Genomic DNA, 13,858 nt, shown 5'->3' with positions numbered 1-13,858 from the left:
ACTGACAATTTGCCACCTGTGATTAAGAACTGAAAAAATACATGTCTTAATCATAGGTGTAGCAAATGAAAATTATCCAAGTCGATCCAGGACTGAAACTTTGTCCAATCTGTGGCCACGAGCTTAATTTCGGCGCATACAACAGTCGCATTGCAACTCGATGTTCAGAGTGTGACTACTATGAAAAAGCTGGTAGTTTGCACATCACCAGCTTTATCACTGCCGCTTTAACTGAGTATTGTGTAGCTCAAAAAATTCTACATTGGGATTATGAAAATACGAGCATACCCATACACGAAGGGATGGTTGGTAATCATTTTCTACCCTTAATAGTTAATCGCGCCAACGCCCTCTCAGTGGATAACAACCAATTCACCCCCCTTTCAGGCAAAGAGCCTTTATTTAAGTGTGTTCCAGATAAAAACAGCTGGCTTTCTGAGCGTGTTGTAGTGACGGAACATGACTATGACAAAGACGCTTTGATGTATTCCCTTACTCTTGAAGTCGTCAAGTTTACAAGTGTCATTACAGAGTCTCTGGATATGGCGAAAACGTTATCGCTCAGTGATGGCAAGTTGCACCCCAAAACAATCATACAGCCAGAGCATGGTTCTTTATTGCAGATGGCACCTACACACGTGGCAAGCACCCCGAATCAAAATGATGAAGAGTTGTCGTTAGGATGATTACAGACTTAGCAGAGCAAGCGCTTATGGATACCACTAGCGCAACATTAGAACCTGAATTTGAACCGCAAAGTGCCTGTCTAACTGCGACTAACATTTATTTCCCTTTGTTGAGAGCTGTCTTTAGAAGCACTGCAGATGATCCTATTCCGTTGCTAAAGGAAGCGTTAGGTAAGATTCGGGAACTTGATGAAAATTTGCTACTTCAACATGAAGCTGATGTCACAAACAAAAACGATTTGATTTTGTTTGCCGTGACTGAAGCTATTGAACATAGCAATGAACAGTGGTTAGACGCTCGCGTACTTAGTGAATTAGTTACGTTGGTAGAACCTGTTAACGTCTCAACTAATACACATACCCCACACACAAAATCGGGGGCACTTCTGAAAATTGCGATCCACCTTCCAAATGAACATAGGAAAAAAGGGATCGCTGCCGCTGAAAAAATTATCAACCTTTGTATTCAAAAATTGAAAAATTCAGATTTGAACCACGCCCATGAAATGGCCTGCACACAAACGATACTTGCTGAGTTACCCGTGATGTTAATTAATGCCTTACGCAGTCATTCTGGGGGTGATTTTCAGACTGTATTTGAAGGTGTTGAACTCGATGTATTAAATACGATTACTGCAATTCTGGTGGACTGCGATTTATGACGTTATCTTTTCATCTTAGCCAATGGCTCTATCGTACATTTTTCAAAAGCTACCTGAAATTTGATGGTAATTATTCCATTCACGATAACGTGAAAAACACATCTGAAAGCCATACCTGCACCCTTTACGCAAAAGACGAGCATCATGCTAACCGTATTCTAGAAAGTTACCGATACGCCCACTGTATTTGGTTAGACAAACAGCACAGTTGGTATGGTATGAAGTACAAGAATTTAGGTACCGGCAAACGTGGCATTGTGAAAACGGTAGCTGCTAATGGGATCGGTATTGCTAATGTTAAGTCAAACTTCGACAAGGGATTTAATGCTGGTGGTCAATCTCCCATAGCCTTGTTTTCCTTATTAGTAGACATATTTTTAGACCTTGCAAAACGCCGTGCAGAGTCAAAAAAGCAAGCCCATGTTGCGAGTAGAAAAACGCTTCTATTTATTCTTTTCATCTTAGCCACCTTCTGCGCTGCTGTAGTCTTTTTATCACTTTATCTATTCCTCTTTGACAATTTAACGTTAATGGGTGGGTTACTTTCAGGAACGCTTCTCGCTACGTGCTGCGTCATGCTCAAGACAACTTATAAACTAATTGAGGCTTATGATGAGTAACTCACATGACAACTTAAACAATCACGACGACGCCGCCACGATAATGGCGATATTCGGCCTCATAGTTATGTTTTTCATGCTCATGTATTGGCTTAGTTACTACTATATAGGGACTGCTTTAATTTCTCTAAGTCGTTTAACGGTGAGCTTCATGAGTGCTGTTTATAACATTCCTGAAGTAGGGCATCATATTGGTCGGTTACTTCTACCCTCTTATAGTTTTACAGAGTTAGGTGATTATGGAAGTATTCTTAACAGAGTTACCTATTTCGACCTTTCCCCATATGACCACCTAGAGTTGTTAGCATTTATATCTTCGCCTTTACGTCCGTTTGTATTTTTAATGGTGTTAATTACCATTGTTAGGAATATTAAAAAGCAGCGAGTCCGTAACTTTAAGACTGAATATAGTTTCCAGCGACTTGCTCATACTTACAAAAAATTTGAACCCCATCTTATTCCACCACTGTCCGTGGATTTACTGAGTTTACCTGCTGATGAAGGCACACTTGCAAGAGCTAAGCCCCCACTTCGTTATTGTATAGAGCATGAACTAATCCAGTTTTATGGATTAGATAATCGTAATGAAATTGATACCACTAAACGATTTAAGCCTACGTTTTCTAAAGTGAAAGGTGCGATGCCAGGCTATGCCTATATAAATCCTAAAATGCGAGATCCACAAGGCCAAAGCTCACTCTTTAAGCGCTGTGTTCTAGTTGATGATGAAAAGCTAAAACAACACTTCATCAAACAGCTTGATGAACCCCTCAACGATGTTATGGCCATGTCCAAAGCACGAAAAATTCTTTTGGCTATGTGCATGCTAATGTCTGAAGGAAGAACTGCAGGTGGTATCGACCGCGCTTACGAATATAAAGATAGAGTGAATCGCTCTTTTAAAGTTTTGAAACAATACAAGAACTTCACCTTTAAATGTGCCATCGCTGCGTTTGAAGCCGATAAAGTCATAGCTGAGCATATCAATGACTATGAGTTTAAGAAGGCATACAACACCTCTATGTATGAGCTTACGTTCTTAGTTAAAGCGATAAAGATTGCGCGTACCAAAGGTAAGTTTTACACCTCTCACAATTATTGGTTGAAGTATTTCGACCGCCAACTTTTCTTAACGTTTAATCAAACCGGCACTCCAACGGCGTGGGTAGAATGCGCTGCAATTCGTGACCAAGAAAATTGGGAAAATCAAATTACTGACATTCGACTTGCAGAGCCGCAAGTCGATAGCGCGGTGAATGCTTTAAAACGCTTTATGACTAATTCAGAAGCGTGGGTATATGTTCCAGAAGGGAGTGCACGATGAGTAATAGATTACATGCCCCCGTTAATGCCGATAGTGAGGTAACACGTTATTACCTTGAGTCGCGTAGCGCATTTCAACTTACAATGGACGCTTGCGCTCGTATAGAAATCAGCACACCAGTTCTTATCATATTTTGCGCGTTCGCATTTGTTTATCCTGCAGCACTCATATTGCTCATGATTATATACGGTGTGTTTTCAATTAACTTCTTCGTTAATTCTGACAAATATAAAACACTTCCGATGAAACTCCCAATCTTGCTCAAGAAACTTGTCGATAAGCACAACCCAAAGGTAGGTAGGCCTCACCAATTCGATAAAGCTGGTGCTACCATTCACCTTGGCAATGAGAGGTTTAATAAAAAAGAATTATGGGGCATTGCCCCTGACATGCTTTTGCATTTACTTGTGCTAGGCGGAACTGGGGCAGGTAAAACCGAAGCGTTATTGTCAATTAATGCGGCCAGTTCAATTCTCCTTGGGGGCGCTTCTATCTATTTGGACGCAAAAGCTGCGATGAATACTAGCTTTCGATACAACCAACTATTACGCATTGTTGGTCGTGAAGACAGCCTTAAAGTACTTTCCTTCAAAACAGGTAACAGAAGTGTTGATCCACAAAGCTGGCATAAGAACTCAAATACTTTAGCAATCTTAAATAGTGGTTCAGCAGAGTTATGTACAAATATCATTGAAAGCATGATGCCGGAAGGTGGCCAGAACCAAGTATTTAAAGATAAAGCGTTAGTAATCTTAAAAGGGTGTATGCCTTGCGCTGTAGAGTTGAGGGATAAAGAAGTAGTTAATATCACGCCCTACCTAATTGGCGAATTCATGTCGATTAAGATCATGGTTCAAATGGCATACCCTCAATATTATGATAATCAAATCACCTACATCCACCAAGATACGGGTGAAGATGTCGTTATTCCAAACCTAATTTCTGCTAGAAAAAGAAACGCACTACGTTCCGTGCTTATTAAATTGGGAATACAAGAAACCGAAAAAGCGCTTAAAGATACGTCTAAACAGCCTTCAGAAGTTGCCAAGCAATTCAGCTATGCTGATGGTTATGTAGTCAAACCGCTAACTGATTTTCAATCTACCTATGGGCACATATTTGAATGTGAGTTGGGTGAAATTGATACCACGGATATTATTCAAAATAACCATGTTTTTCTTATTTTCATCCCTGCAATGGAAGCGTCAGATGATGCGAAACTAACCCAAGGTAAAATAGGGCTATCATTAGTCAAAGCTTCAATTTCACTCGGCCTAGGTCCGAATGCAGAAGGTGATGCGGATGATGTTATTCATAATCTACCTATTGACTTAAGGTATATATCAACGTGCACAGTTGACGAGTACGCAGAGGCGGCTAAAGCAGGTAACTTTGCTATTACTACCAGCCAAGCCAGGGGCTTGGGGATGAGCATGATTTTTAGTAACCAAGAATTAGCTTCGCTGTTGGAATCTAGTAAAGATGAAACCAATAAGATATGGGGTAATACCGGTTTAAAGATTGTACTTAAACTTTATGACTCAAACGAAACTATGGATTACATCAATAAATTAACGGGTAAGCGCCGTGTTTTGATGGCCAATAACTTAAAGCGAGGGGTAGTACGTACTTTTCAAAACGTGAATGAAGAAGCAACGATACAAGAAGTCGAAGCTGTAGAATTTCGGGATTTATTTGAACAAACCGAAGGCTTAGCCCACATAATTCAAAATGGTAAAGTAATCCGCTCTAAAATGTTTTATCACGGCTTGCCAGAAATTAAGAATGACAACTTTGTGCATGTCCGACAATTGGAAGTGTTACCACCTACCAATCAATCTGTAATGGCTATGCGCCAAAAGCTGATGTCGAAAGTTGTTATCACCAATATGCTTGATAAATCTGAATATCCAACAGTGGGGTCTTCTGATTTCAATCTGCCAAGCCAAAAGCCCAATGATTGGATAGAACAATTACTTAAAGCGGCAGATTTTGAGCCCACAGAAGATGATGTGAGCGTTTATCCCACATCTGAACCTGCTAGCGCCACTCGAACAGAAAGTGAGCCACGTGAGACTCATAGCGATGTTGATGAGACAAAAACTTTACACATAACCCCCCCTAAGAAAAAGACGCGTGATAGCCAAGCGGGCAGAGTTGTCCAAAATAAATCCAACACATGGGTCTATGGTTTTAAAACAAGTCCTAACTTAGCTAACCCAAAGGCGCTGGCTGACAGTATTGCAGCACTGGCTAAACAGTCAGGAGTTACTAAAGAATTTGCAGAAGCTGAGAGTAAAATGCAGGTAGAAAAAGTTGCTGAATCTATGAAGTATACAAGTAAGGAAGTCGAAAAAACTGAACAAGATGCCTCGATTATGTGGGATGCATTACTTAATTCGGGAAAAAATAAAGAGCGTTGATGTCAATAGAAGCCAGGTTGAAACAATATTCAAACTCTGCCGATTACTGTTGTGCAAAGGTAAGATTGCCAGTGAGATAGCAAGTAGTGGACACCTTACGTAATGTACGAAAATCAGGCATTTAATTTTGACTTTTGGTATTGATTAAACAATCATATTTTTATTGTTTCTTATTTAGGGATTGAGTAATGAACGTAAAGAGGCTAAGAATTGAAAATGGTTGGTCCCAAGAGCACTTAAGCAAAATTAGCGGAGTAAGTGTTAGGACGATACAAAGAGTCGAGAATGGTCACTCTAGTAGTCTTGAAACGCGGAGTGCGTTAGCGGCTGTTTTTGAACTCGATAGCTCAATAATAGCGTCAGGGCAAACACTTGATAAAGAAAGCCAGAAATGGAAAAAGCAGCCTCTATTAGTTAGGTTGGCTTATTGGGGCGTCAAGAGTAGGGAGTCGCTGATTCGCGTTGAGCTTATAGCTGCATTCTTCGGCTTAGCAACTTGGATAATCGGGCCTGACACTTTAGCGACCCCTTCATTATTCATTATCGCGTATGGAGTTTCACTTTCAATTCGCCACGCAGATTCTAAAGGGTTATGGTAGAAAGCTTATATTAATACAGGTGAGTATAAGCTCATACTAATACAAGTGAGTGTAAGCTTATACTCTATGCAATTAAAACTTTTAATCGACGAACCTTAAATATCGGTATGTGAGATGTCTCACACCATAGGCTGCAAGTAACACGAAAGCCGATGCCATCATAGGCTCCAGATAACCCACGTCCGTAGTAATAATTCTATTAGGCATAGCGAACACGAATGTTATAGGAAAGAAAGATAAGGCCTTATAACCTAAGGTTGCTATGTAGTCACCCAAAGAAACCACAATTCCAAAAGCTGCCATAGGTAACATAATCGCAGCATTTTTTATCGAACTTGACTGATCTCGAATTAACACGCTAACTAGCGCAAATAGATAAGACCAAAACACAAATCCCACAGCGAATACAAGTATTAAAATAGGAACTTTATACATAATGAACTGAGTAACATCATTACCTTCGAGCTGTAAAAGTCCAAACATACTTAGAATTAAAGCAGTGAACACGAAGTATAGTGCAAAGGCCTTAACTGAAACGCCAAGAGATGCGAGAACCTTAGCATCAACCCACTCATTTACATTCATGCAAGATATATACATCTGAGTAATTTTCTCCTCCTTCTCGGCGGTTATTGCCTGAAGCAAAAGAGAAAATGCACTTAATATCCCTAAAACGGTAAGGAACATAAATATGGTGTTGAGCATAGAAGCCGAGGGACTCACGACTTCATTATTGATGTCATAGTCTATTGCAAGGCCATTTTTGATGAGCTCAAAGTCAACATCGGATATGTTTAACAAGGCCGGTAGAGCAATTTCACTAATATGTGATGATAAATCATAGATATATGCTTGCGAATGAAACTCCTGCATGGAATGAAGAGTCATACTACGAGCATCACAAGTAAAGCAAAACGTTAGATACCCATCTATTTCCTGCTGCTCCATCATCCTCTTAGCTTCTGCTTCTGAATTCAAAAGAGGAATATTATAAAGTGTCTCATTGTCTTTCCATCGATCAAAATCGATAACTTGTTCATCATAGCTCCCAACGACTGCGGCCAAATGAACGGGTGTTGTAGCATTGAAAAACTCAACAGTAAAAAACCTTGCAGCTAAAATAGCACCGATGATGGCGATACTGATAGCATCAGCTTTAAGGTTGAGTTGCTCAAGAAATTCAAATTTAGCAAGCGAAATAACCTTTTGCATGATGATCTCCTTTTAAGCTTGGTTGGCGAAGTAGTGGTCCCGAAGCGTCTCACTTTTACTTTGATTAAGAACGACCTCGCCAGACAATAAGGCCTCAAGAAATTGAGTTTTCTCCCGAGAATTGAGCTGCCTTAAATCATCGGGACTTATACCTTGTAAATCACCGGTATAAGGTTTAAGAAACGAAAGCCTTTCATCTAAGTCTCCATTGTAAGAAAGTCGTTTTACCTTTTTACTTAGGTTATTTTTTTCAAACATTTTCAATGTGCCATGAACCATAAGATATGACACATCACATAGACGCTCTAAGAGCTCAAGTTGATGTGCGCTGATAATTATCAACGAGCCATTTTGCTTCTGTTCAATTAAAAGCTCCATCACCAACTCCTGGTTCGCGGGGTCTAGTCCGGAAAATGGTTCGTCGAAAATAATAAACTTGGGAGAATGCAACAAACAGCATGCAAGTTGGAGTTTTTGGTTGTTGCCTTTACTTAATTTCTTTATTGGCGTTCCAGCAACATCTTCCAAATTAACTTTAGATAACCACGTTTCAACCAATTTTTTACAGTGCGGGCCTTTATAACCCCTTAGTTCAGCCCACAACATCAAAACATTAAAAACAGTACCAAATTTAGGAAGGCTTCTTTCTTCTGGAAGAAAGCCAACGTCATATTTTGTTGCTATTTCAGAATTTTGAACTTCAACTTTAAATGTTCCTGTGTGCTGGTCGTCAATATTAGCCAGAATGCGAAGTAATGTTGATTTCCCAGCACCGTTTTTTCCTACAATGCCTACAATGGCACCTTCATCAAATTCTAGACTCAGTGACAAGTCATTGAGGACATGATTTGATCCATAAGACCTATTGATGTGATCAAGCTTTAACTTTGGCATTGTGTTGCTCCATTCTTCTAATAGACTGCTCCACCGTTTTTCTGACTAGAGCAGAAGGAGCAGCTAAATAACTGTTGAGAACCGACACAGCTTGTTCCACCGAATATTGCCTACTTGCGAGTGCATGGATAGCATTTAGCCTTACTCGGCTAAATTCGTGATTTTTGGCAATGTGTTCAATTACATCTCTGGAGTTGCCGCTATCACTCATTAATGCAAGTTGAAATAGTGAGTCTGTGTTGTTTTGGTTGATGATCCCTTTGATTGTTTTGTTTTTCAAATCGTAAGAATACTGGTCTAAAAACGGGTTTTTTATGGAATTTTCCATAATATTTAACGATACAGAGAATGAGTCTGCTGGAAGTTGATCGTGTACATCAACGTGAGCTCGATACAGCATTAATTTGCCTTTATCCAACCTAGAGCGCTCAATAAAGCGTAACTGTGCATCTTCACCTGCATAACCATCAATATCGCCATAGTCATATTCATAGTAATCACTCCAATAACCTGGTCCGTGATACCCTACAGTTAAGAAGTTAAAGTTGTGATCGTGAGGACGATGGTAGAAGAAAGCATCTGTTCCATTTAATGCAGTTAGGTAATCTGCCTTTCCAGGCCATATGTTGGCTCTTACGAAAAACCGTATATCAGGCCTTGGTGGATGCAAGAGAATAACCTGTGAAGAATAAGTATTCTCGTCTTGGAATTCACTGTAATTATGAAGTTCTTTTGTAACCATATCAGAAAGAAAAGTAGGATTATTACCTAACTTTGCAAGCATAGGCGCCGCTTCGATCATTTCTTCATGTTTGGCTGTTTCAATGTTGTTATCAACTAGGTACTCAACCAATTCCTCTAGTGATATTGCTTCTTTTTCTTCGTGTTCAATTACATATGGCATGTTTCTTCTCCATAAATTTCTTTAAGACACTCTTGCGCTCCTTCTCTCAAAACAGGGCTCTTATCATTCGCAAGCATTTCGAATACTTCCCTTGCCCCTTCTTTGTCCGTAAAATAAAGTTCACGCGCGACGTGCCACCTCACGTATGGATTTTTATGCTCCAACAAAGGCTTTATTATTTCTGCACTATTGGTAACACCAAACTCTCGCAATAAAATTGTTACCATTTGGATTCTTGGAGCCAGACTATCTGACGCAATACATGCGAGAAGTTTGCCGGAATCGACATCATATTGAGGCCGAACAATTCGTGAATTAACTTTAGGAGTTACACAAAGAAAAAGAGAATTAATCTCACATGATTTGTACGTCAACCCATCATATCCACCATGAATGGAAATTAAATCACCCGGTCGATATTGAAATTCTTGTTTGCGTCCTTGAAACATATCTGGCACAGATTGATCATTGTCTATAGGTTCATCCAAACAATACTTTTCCATTGTGCCGGAACCTTTTACCGTGAACATATGCATGGTATTTTCTAGGATGGTTATCCCTCTTACGCCTTTTCTCGCTTTCTTTTCTAGTTGAAGCTCTGTTTTGCTTACAACGATAAGCGAAACATCTAAAGCGTCACTTTGATAAAGCGCGATGCCTTTTGTCGCAGGGCCTGATAAAGAATAAATAGCTGAATAATACAGCTTGTTTTTTTTTATCAGCTCTACTTCAAAACATAGTTTTTGAAGGATTTCATTTACATCACTAAGCAGCTTGCTCTTGTTCGCGGCAAACCAAGCAGAGTCGAGAAAATCTGAGTTTTGTGTCCTTACTAGCCGCTCTTCAATCTCTCGAACCCAAGGCATTACCTCAGCATTTTTGATAGAGGCTGTAATACTTGGATTATCCTCGTAGTACTTTGCGAGTTTTTGCTGCGCTCTAGGATCATTTACCGCATCAATATGGTTTTGAAAATCCTTCATTTTTATTCTCCTGATAAGATACTCCCGTGCTAAAAAAAGCACGGGAGCGAACCGATTTATCTTAATTGATTAAGGTAAACACCAACTGCCATGCCGATGCCAAAACAAGCTGCGCCTACTGTTTCGTCAACGCTTGTTCCAACTGCGTGTTTAGCCTCGTTTTTAAGTTTTGGAATTTTCATCTTGTAACTTCCTTTTACTTATACTAAATTTAAAGTTGACTAAAAATTTCGGCTACCTAATGGATAGCCGCTCTATAAATAAGCAGGTTGCAGCCTGCTTATTTAATTTTTGGACCTATAGCAACAACAATCATTACAATTGTAGATACCGGCTCAATGACGCTATCCACGTTGCTTGTTACTACAGGTTCATTTTTCAAATAAAGCGATTTCATAGTTATTTCCTTTTTTAAATTAATCTCACGCAAAATTACGAGAGATATCTGTGGGAATGCCCCACAAATTCAGTGTGTGTCTAACGCTTCAATTGGCGTTAAACTACTGGCTTTCTTCGCCGGCATATATCCAACGGTAAGCCCAAGCACGATAAAAGCCATTGTAAATAGCACTAAATATAAAAAATTAACTTGTGGAGTAACTAAGCCAGGCACTACTGTGGTTAACCCTACCCCAAGCATGTAACCAAACACTGCACCAACAGCTCCACCAAGTAATGTGAGAGAGGCACCCTCTACCATGTATTGCCACATAATGAACGTGTTGGTAGCGCCTATTGCCTTTGATATACCTATTTCGCGGATGCGTTCTTTATAAGAAGCCATCATCGTGTTGGTCACGCCTATAGCACCCACAACGATACTAATCGACACGATGATTAAAGCTATGTATGTAACTCCAGAACTAATCGAATCAAACTCTTTCACAGACTGTTTTGTGTCAGTGAATTTGACATTTTTTACAAATTCTGGAGATGAAAAATGATTCTCAGAAATTAAAGTTTTAATTGTAGATTTGATGTTCTGCGCATTTCCTGAGTCATTGAAAGAGAATGATATAGAGGTATCTGAGTTATACTCATCGCCAATCATGGAATTGAGTGTGTTGTTTGGAATATGAATATAGTCATCTTGATCTATCCCAAAGAGTCGCCCTTTTTCCTCACCTATGCCAATCAGTCGGAACCATTCATCATTGAAAAGAAAAAAATCACCAATATTTTCTGGGCCCACGTTCAACTCTGAAGCTACAGTTGCACCGAGGAATGCAACGCGCCTTTTTTCAGCATAATCTTGCTCTAAAAAATAGCGACCATATTGGGGAAAGGACTTATAGGCAGACAGGTAGTTTGCCCCTGTGCCGACCACTCTTGTCGAGTGAAATCTATCTTCAAAGCTAATTTTTCCTACAAAGCCAACTGGGTGAACCGTAGCCATTAGATTAGATATATCTAAGTTGTCGTTGCTGATATCAATATAATCTTGGAAAGATAATGACTCCATTTTGCCAATGAGCTTATCTTTAATACTTTGTTTATATTCAACAACAATTAAATTGGGAGCAATTGTGTTAAGTTGGTTATCTAGTTTCGTTTTAAACCCTAAAACTACGATCATTATTGCCGTCACACTAAAGACTCCGATACCTATTCCTACAACCGCCAAAATACAACGCACCATATTCTCTCGGATGGCCTTGAACGCTTCACCAAATACCGCAATTGTGAATTGAAAAGGTGTCATGCTGCATACCTCTGCTCTATAAGCTTTCCAGAAGTGAGCTTGAAGACAGAGTTAGCCCTATTTGCAACTGATTGTTCGTGTGTAATCGTTAAAATAGAAAGGCCTTCTCTATTTAAGGATTCAAAAAGTTGGAGTATGTCTTCAGTTGTTGAGGCATCCAGGTTTCCAGTGGGCTCATCAGCGAGCAACATAGATGGATTCCCAACCAGAGCTCTAGCTATTGAAACTCGTTGACGTTGGCCACCACTCAACTCACATGGTTTATGTTGAAGCTTTTTCCCAAGTCCCACAGATTTCAAGATTTCTTCGCTTCGCTTGATCCGGTTTCTACGATTTATGCCTTGATAAACGAGAGGAAGCATCACATTTTCAAGGGTGGTTAGTCGTTGATACAGGTGAAACTGCTGAAACACAAAACCTATATATTGGCTTCTCAGGCCAGCAAGCTCTTCTTGTGACTTGCCATATATATTTTGCCCTTTAAGGGTATAACTGCCTGAGTCAGGCGTATCCAAACACCCAATGATATTTAGTAGCGTAGATTTACCTTCACCAGAGGGTCCCACGATACTAACCATATCCCCTATAGCCATTTCGAAACTAAGTTCTGAGAGGACTTTCAAATTAGTCTCTGCACCGTGGTATGTTTTTACGATGTTTTTTAGGTTCAATAACAGTTCCATTATCAATCTCCTAACATCTCAACAAACTTGCCAGGTTCAAGTTGATTCATTAGCCTAAGTGGCCCAACTACTACATTTTCCCCTTCTAATATCCCTGTCTTAATAATTTGACTAACATCAGACGATTCAGCGAGAGTAATAAAGCGTTTTTCGATTTTTCCTTTTTCTGTCACCAACCAAACGAAAGGGTTCTCTTCGGTCCGGACAACAGCGGCTATAGGTACATGCAGTGAATTTTCGTTTTGATTGTCGACTATTTCGGCTCTACAAGTCATACCCGAAAGTAAGCCTCTTGGAAGTTTTGGTAATTGCACTTTCACGGAAAACATAGGATGCCCAGATGTATTATTTTTTTTAGCTATTGGGTTAATGTATGCAATAGACCCCATTAGCACATTGTCTCTGTATGCCGAGGGAAAGATCTTTACTTCTTGCCCGATCGAAACTTTAGCTACTTCAGCTTGAGTTAAAGAAACATCTACAAATGAATTTTCAATGGAAGCGAGACCAAATAGATTACTGCCATTGTTGTAGTAATTTTGCCCAATCACATATTCACCGGGTAATGCATCTACACTCGTGATTAAGCCGTTAAATGGAGCTACAATATTAACCTTGGTTAATATTTCTTTCTGTTCCTCAACCAGTTGAAACAATTGTTTTTCTCTTTGTTTTGCTTCTAGTAAGTTTATTTCAGCAACTCTCAAATCATGCTGCGACTCCTCAAATTGAGAAATATTAATATGACCGCTTTGCAGCATTGAAGATAAACGTTTTTGGTTTGCAACCTGCTTTTTAAGGTCAATACTCGCCTTTTCAGTTTGCAATTTTTGTATCTCGTAATCTGACATTCTGCTTTGTAGTTTTGTTAACTCATCTGTAGAATCTAAAGTCGCTAAAATGTCACCTTTGTTGACGAGTTCTCCCTCTTTTACAAATACCTTTACTACTCTTGCAGAAACGTAAGGGCTGATAGATACACGTTTTTCAAGTTCAATCGTTCCGTTTGCCACAATCAGGTCTTGTACGCTTCCAAGCTGAACTTTTTCAACTCTGACAGCAATAGTTTTATCAACTGGATTAATTACTGAAGCAGCAACGCTTATAGAAGCAATTAACAATATTGGGATTATGTGACGTGCTCGCATCTGATTTCTCCAATAATT

Annotated in this window: 14 protein-coding genes; 6 read left to right on the top strand and 8 right to left on the bottom strand. The window is 39.6% G+C overall.

The window, feature by feature from the left end:
• The first annotated feature begins 65 nt into the window (after positions 1-65).
• The 6 genes from AVL57_RS20175 to AVL57_RS20150 all read left to right on the top strand — a co-directional run bounded on the left by AVL57_RS20175 (position 66) and on the right by AVL57_RS20150 (position 6,314).
• The gene (locus AVL57_RS20175; RefSeq protein ID WP_061093687.1) at positions 66-686 is read left to right on the top strand and encodes a hypothetical protein; all 621 of its coding nucleotides are present in this window, start codon (positions 66-68) and stop codon (positions 684-686) included.
• The gene (locus AVL57_RS20170; protein ID WP_061093686.1) at positions 683-1,348 is read left to right on the top strand and encodes a hypothetical protein; all 666 of its coding nucleotides are present in this window, start codon (positions 683-685) and stop codon (positions 1,346-1,348) included. The genes AVL57_RS20175 and AVL57_RS20170 overlap by 4 nt, the downstream gene beginning before the upstream one ends.
• Positions 1,345-1,968 carry a hypothetical protein gene (locus AVL57_RS20165; protein WP_061093685.1) on the top strand — a complete coding sequence of 208 codons (624 nt, stop codon included), beginning with the start codon at positions 1,345-1,347 and terminating at the stop codon, positions 1,966-1,968. Before AVL57_RS20170 ends, AVL57_RS20165 begins: the two co-directional genes overlap by 4 nt.
• 151 nt (positions 1,969-2,119) lie before the next feature.
• On the top strand, positions 2,120-3,292 hold the full coding sequence (locus tag AVL57_RS20160) for a secretion/conjugation apparatus DotM-related subunit (protein WP_156454878.1): 1,173 nt from the start codon (positions 2,120-2,122) through the stop codon (positions 3,290-3,292).
• Positions 3,289-5,715, top strand: coding sequence for a TraM recognition domain-containing protein (locus AVL57_RS20155; RefSeq protein WP_061093683.1), 2,427 nt, complete (start codon positions 3,289-3,291; stop codon positions 5,713-5,715). Before AVL57_RS20160 ends, AVL57_RS20155 begins: the two co-directional genes overlap by 4 nt.
• A 188-nt stretch (positions 5,716-5,903) precedes the next feature.
• Positions 5,904-6,314, top strand: coding sequence for a helix-turn-helix transcriptional regulator (locus AVL57_RS20150; RefSeq protein ID WP_061093682.1), 411 nt, complete (start codon positions 5,904-5,906; stop codon positions 6,312-6,314).
• 81 nt (positions 6,315-6,395) lie between these two features.
• Here the strand turns inward: AVL57_RS20150 and AVL57_RS20145 are convergent, their stop codons facing one another.
• From AVL57_RS20145 to AVL57_RS20115, 8 genes are all read right to left on the bottom strand, one after another.
• Positions 6,396-7,526 (bottom strand): ABC transporter permease, encoded by a 1,131-nt coding sequence (locus AVL57_RS20145; RefSeq protein WP_061093681.1) that lies wholly within the window; start codon positions 7,524-7,526, stop codon positions 6,396-6,398.
• Positions 7,527-7,538: 12 nt separating this feature from the next.
• Complete coding sequence (locus AVL57_RS20140) at positions 7,539-8,420, bottom strand: ABC transporter ATP-binding protein (RefSeq protein ID WP_061093680.1); 882 nt, start codon at positions 8,418-8,420, stop codon at positions 7,539-7,541.
• A complete protein-coding gene (locus AVL57_RS20135; protein ID WP_061093679.1) occupies positions 8,401-9,324 on the bottom strand; it encodes a HEAT repeat domain-containing protein in 924 nt (307 codons plus the stop codon). The genes AVL57_RS20140 and AVL57_RS20135 overlap by 20 nt, the downstream gene beginning before the upstream one ends.
• Complete coding sequence (locus AVL57_RS20130) at positions 9,312-10,307, bottom strand: HEAT repeat domain-containing protein (RefSeq protein WP_061093678.1); 996 nt, start codon at positions 10,305-10,307, stop codon at positions 9,312-9,314. The genes AVL57_RS20135 and AVL57_RS20130 overlap by 13 nt, the downstream gene beginning before the upstream one ends.
• A 56-nt stretch (positions 10,308-10,363) precedes the next feature.
• Positions 10,364-10,489, bottom strand: a complete 126-nt coding sequence (locus AVL57_RS21470; protein ID WP_312038641.1) for a hypothetical protein — start codon at positions 10,487-10,489, stop codon at positions 10,364-10,366.
• 284 nt (positions 10,490-10,773) lie between these two features.
• A complete protein-coding gene (locus tag AVL57_RS20125; RefSeq protein WP_061093677.1) occupies positions 10,774-12,009 on the bottom strand; it encodes an ABC transporter permease in 1,236 nt (411 codons plus the stop codon).
• Positions 12,006-12,692, bottom strand: coding sequence for an ABC transporter ATP-binding protein (locus AVL57_RS20120; protein WP_208858307.1), 687 nt, complete (start codon positions 12,690-12,692; stop codon positions 12,006-12,008). Before AVL57_RS20120 ends, AVL57_RS20125 begins: the two co-directional genes overlap by 4 nt.
• A 2-nt stretch (positions 12,693-12,694) precedes the next feature.
• Positions 12,695-13,840, bottom strand: coding sequence for an efflux RND transporter periplasmic adaptor subunit (locus tag AVL57_RS20115; protein ID WP_061093676.1), 1,146 nt, complete (start codon positions 13,838-13,840; stop codon positions 12,695-12,697).
• Positions 13,841-13,858 lie beyond the last annotated feature (18 nt).

The sequence above is a fragment of the Alteromonas stellipolaris genome (assembly GCF_001562115.1).
Classification (GTDB): Bacteria; Pseudomonadota; Gammaproteobacteria; order Enterobacterales; family Alteromonadaceae; genus Alteromonas; species Alteromonas stellipolaris.
Note: the sequence above shows the minus strand (reverse complement) of the source record. Positions and strands in the feature narration are given on the sequence as shown.

Bases quoted from the DNA above. Each gene is read 5' to 3' on its own strand.
- AVL57_RS20175 (WP_061093687.1), top strand. From the start codon at position 66: ATGAAAATTATCCAAGTCGATCCAGGACTGAAACTTTGTCCAATCTGT.
- AVL57_RS20170 (WP_061093686.1), top strand. From the start codon at position 683: ATGATTACAGACTTAGCAGAGCAAGCGCTTATGGATACCACTAGCGCA.
- AVL57_RS20165 (WP_061093685.1), top strand. From the start codon at position 1,345: ATGACGTTATCTTTTCATCTTAGCCAATGGCTCTATCGTACATTTTTC.
- AVL57_RS20160 (WP_156454878.1), top strand. From the start codon at position 2,120: ATGAGTGCTGTTTATAACATTCCTGAAGTAGGGCATCATATTGGTCGG.
- AVL57_RS20155 (WP_061093683.1), top strand. From the start codon at position 3,289: ATGAGTAATAGATTACATGCCCCCGTTAATGCCGATAGTGAGGTAACA.
- AVL57_RS20150 (WP_061093682.1), top strand. From the start codon at position 5,904: ATGAACGTAAAGAGGCTAAGAATTGAAAATGGTTGGTCCCAAGAGCAC.
- AVL57_RS20145 (WP_061093681.1), bottom strand. From the start codon at position 7,526: ATGCAAAAGGTTATTTCGCTTGCTAAATTTGAATTTCTTGAGCAACTC.
- AVL57_RS20140 (WP_061093680.1), bottom strand. From the start codon at position 8,420: ATGCCAAAGTTAAAGCTTGATCACATCAATAGGTCTTATGGATCAAAT.
- AVL57_RS20135 (WP_061093679.1), bottom strand. From the start codon at position 9,324: ATGCCATATGTAATTGAACACGAAGAAAAAGAAGCAATATCACTAGAG.
- AVL57_RS20130 (WP_061093678.1), bottom strand. From the start codon at position 10,307: ATGAAGGATTTTCAAAACCATATTGATGCGGTAAATGATCCTAGAGCG.
- AVL57_RS21470 (WP_312038641.1), bottom strand. From the start codon at position 10,489: ATGAAAATTCCAAAACTTAAAAACGAGGCTAAACACGCAGTTGGAACA.
- AVL57_RS20125 (WP_061093677.1), bottom strand. From the start codon at position 12,009: ATGACACCTTTTCAATTCACAATTGCGGTATTTGGTGAAGCGTTCAAG.
- AVL57_RS20120 (WP_208858307.1), bottom strand. From the start codon at position 12,692: ATGGAACTGTTATTGAACCTAAAAAACATCGTAAAAACATACCACGGT.
- AVL57_RS20115 (WP_061093676.1), bottom strand. From the start codon at position 13,840: ATGCGAGCACGTCACATAATCCCAATATTGTTAATTGCTTCTATAAGC.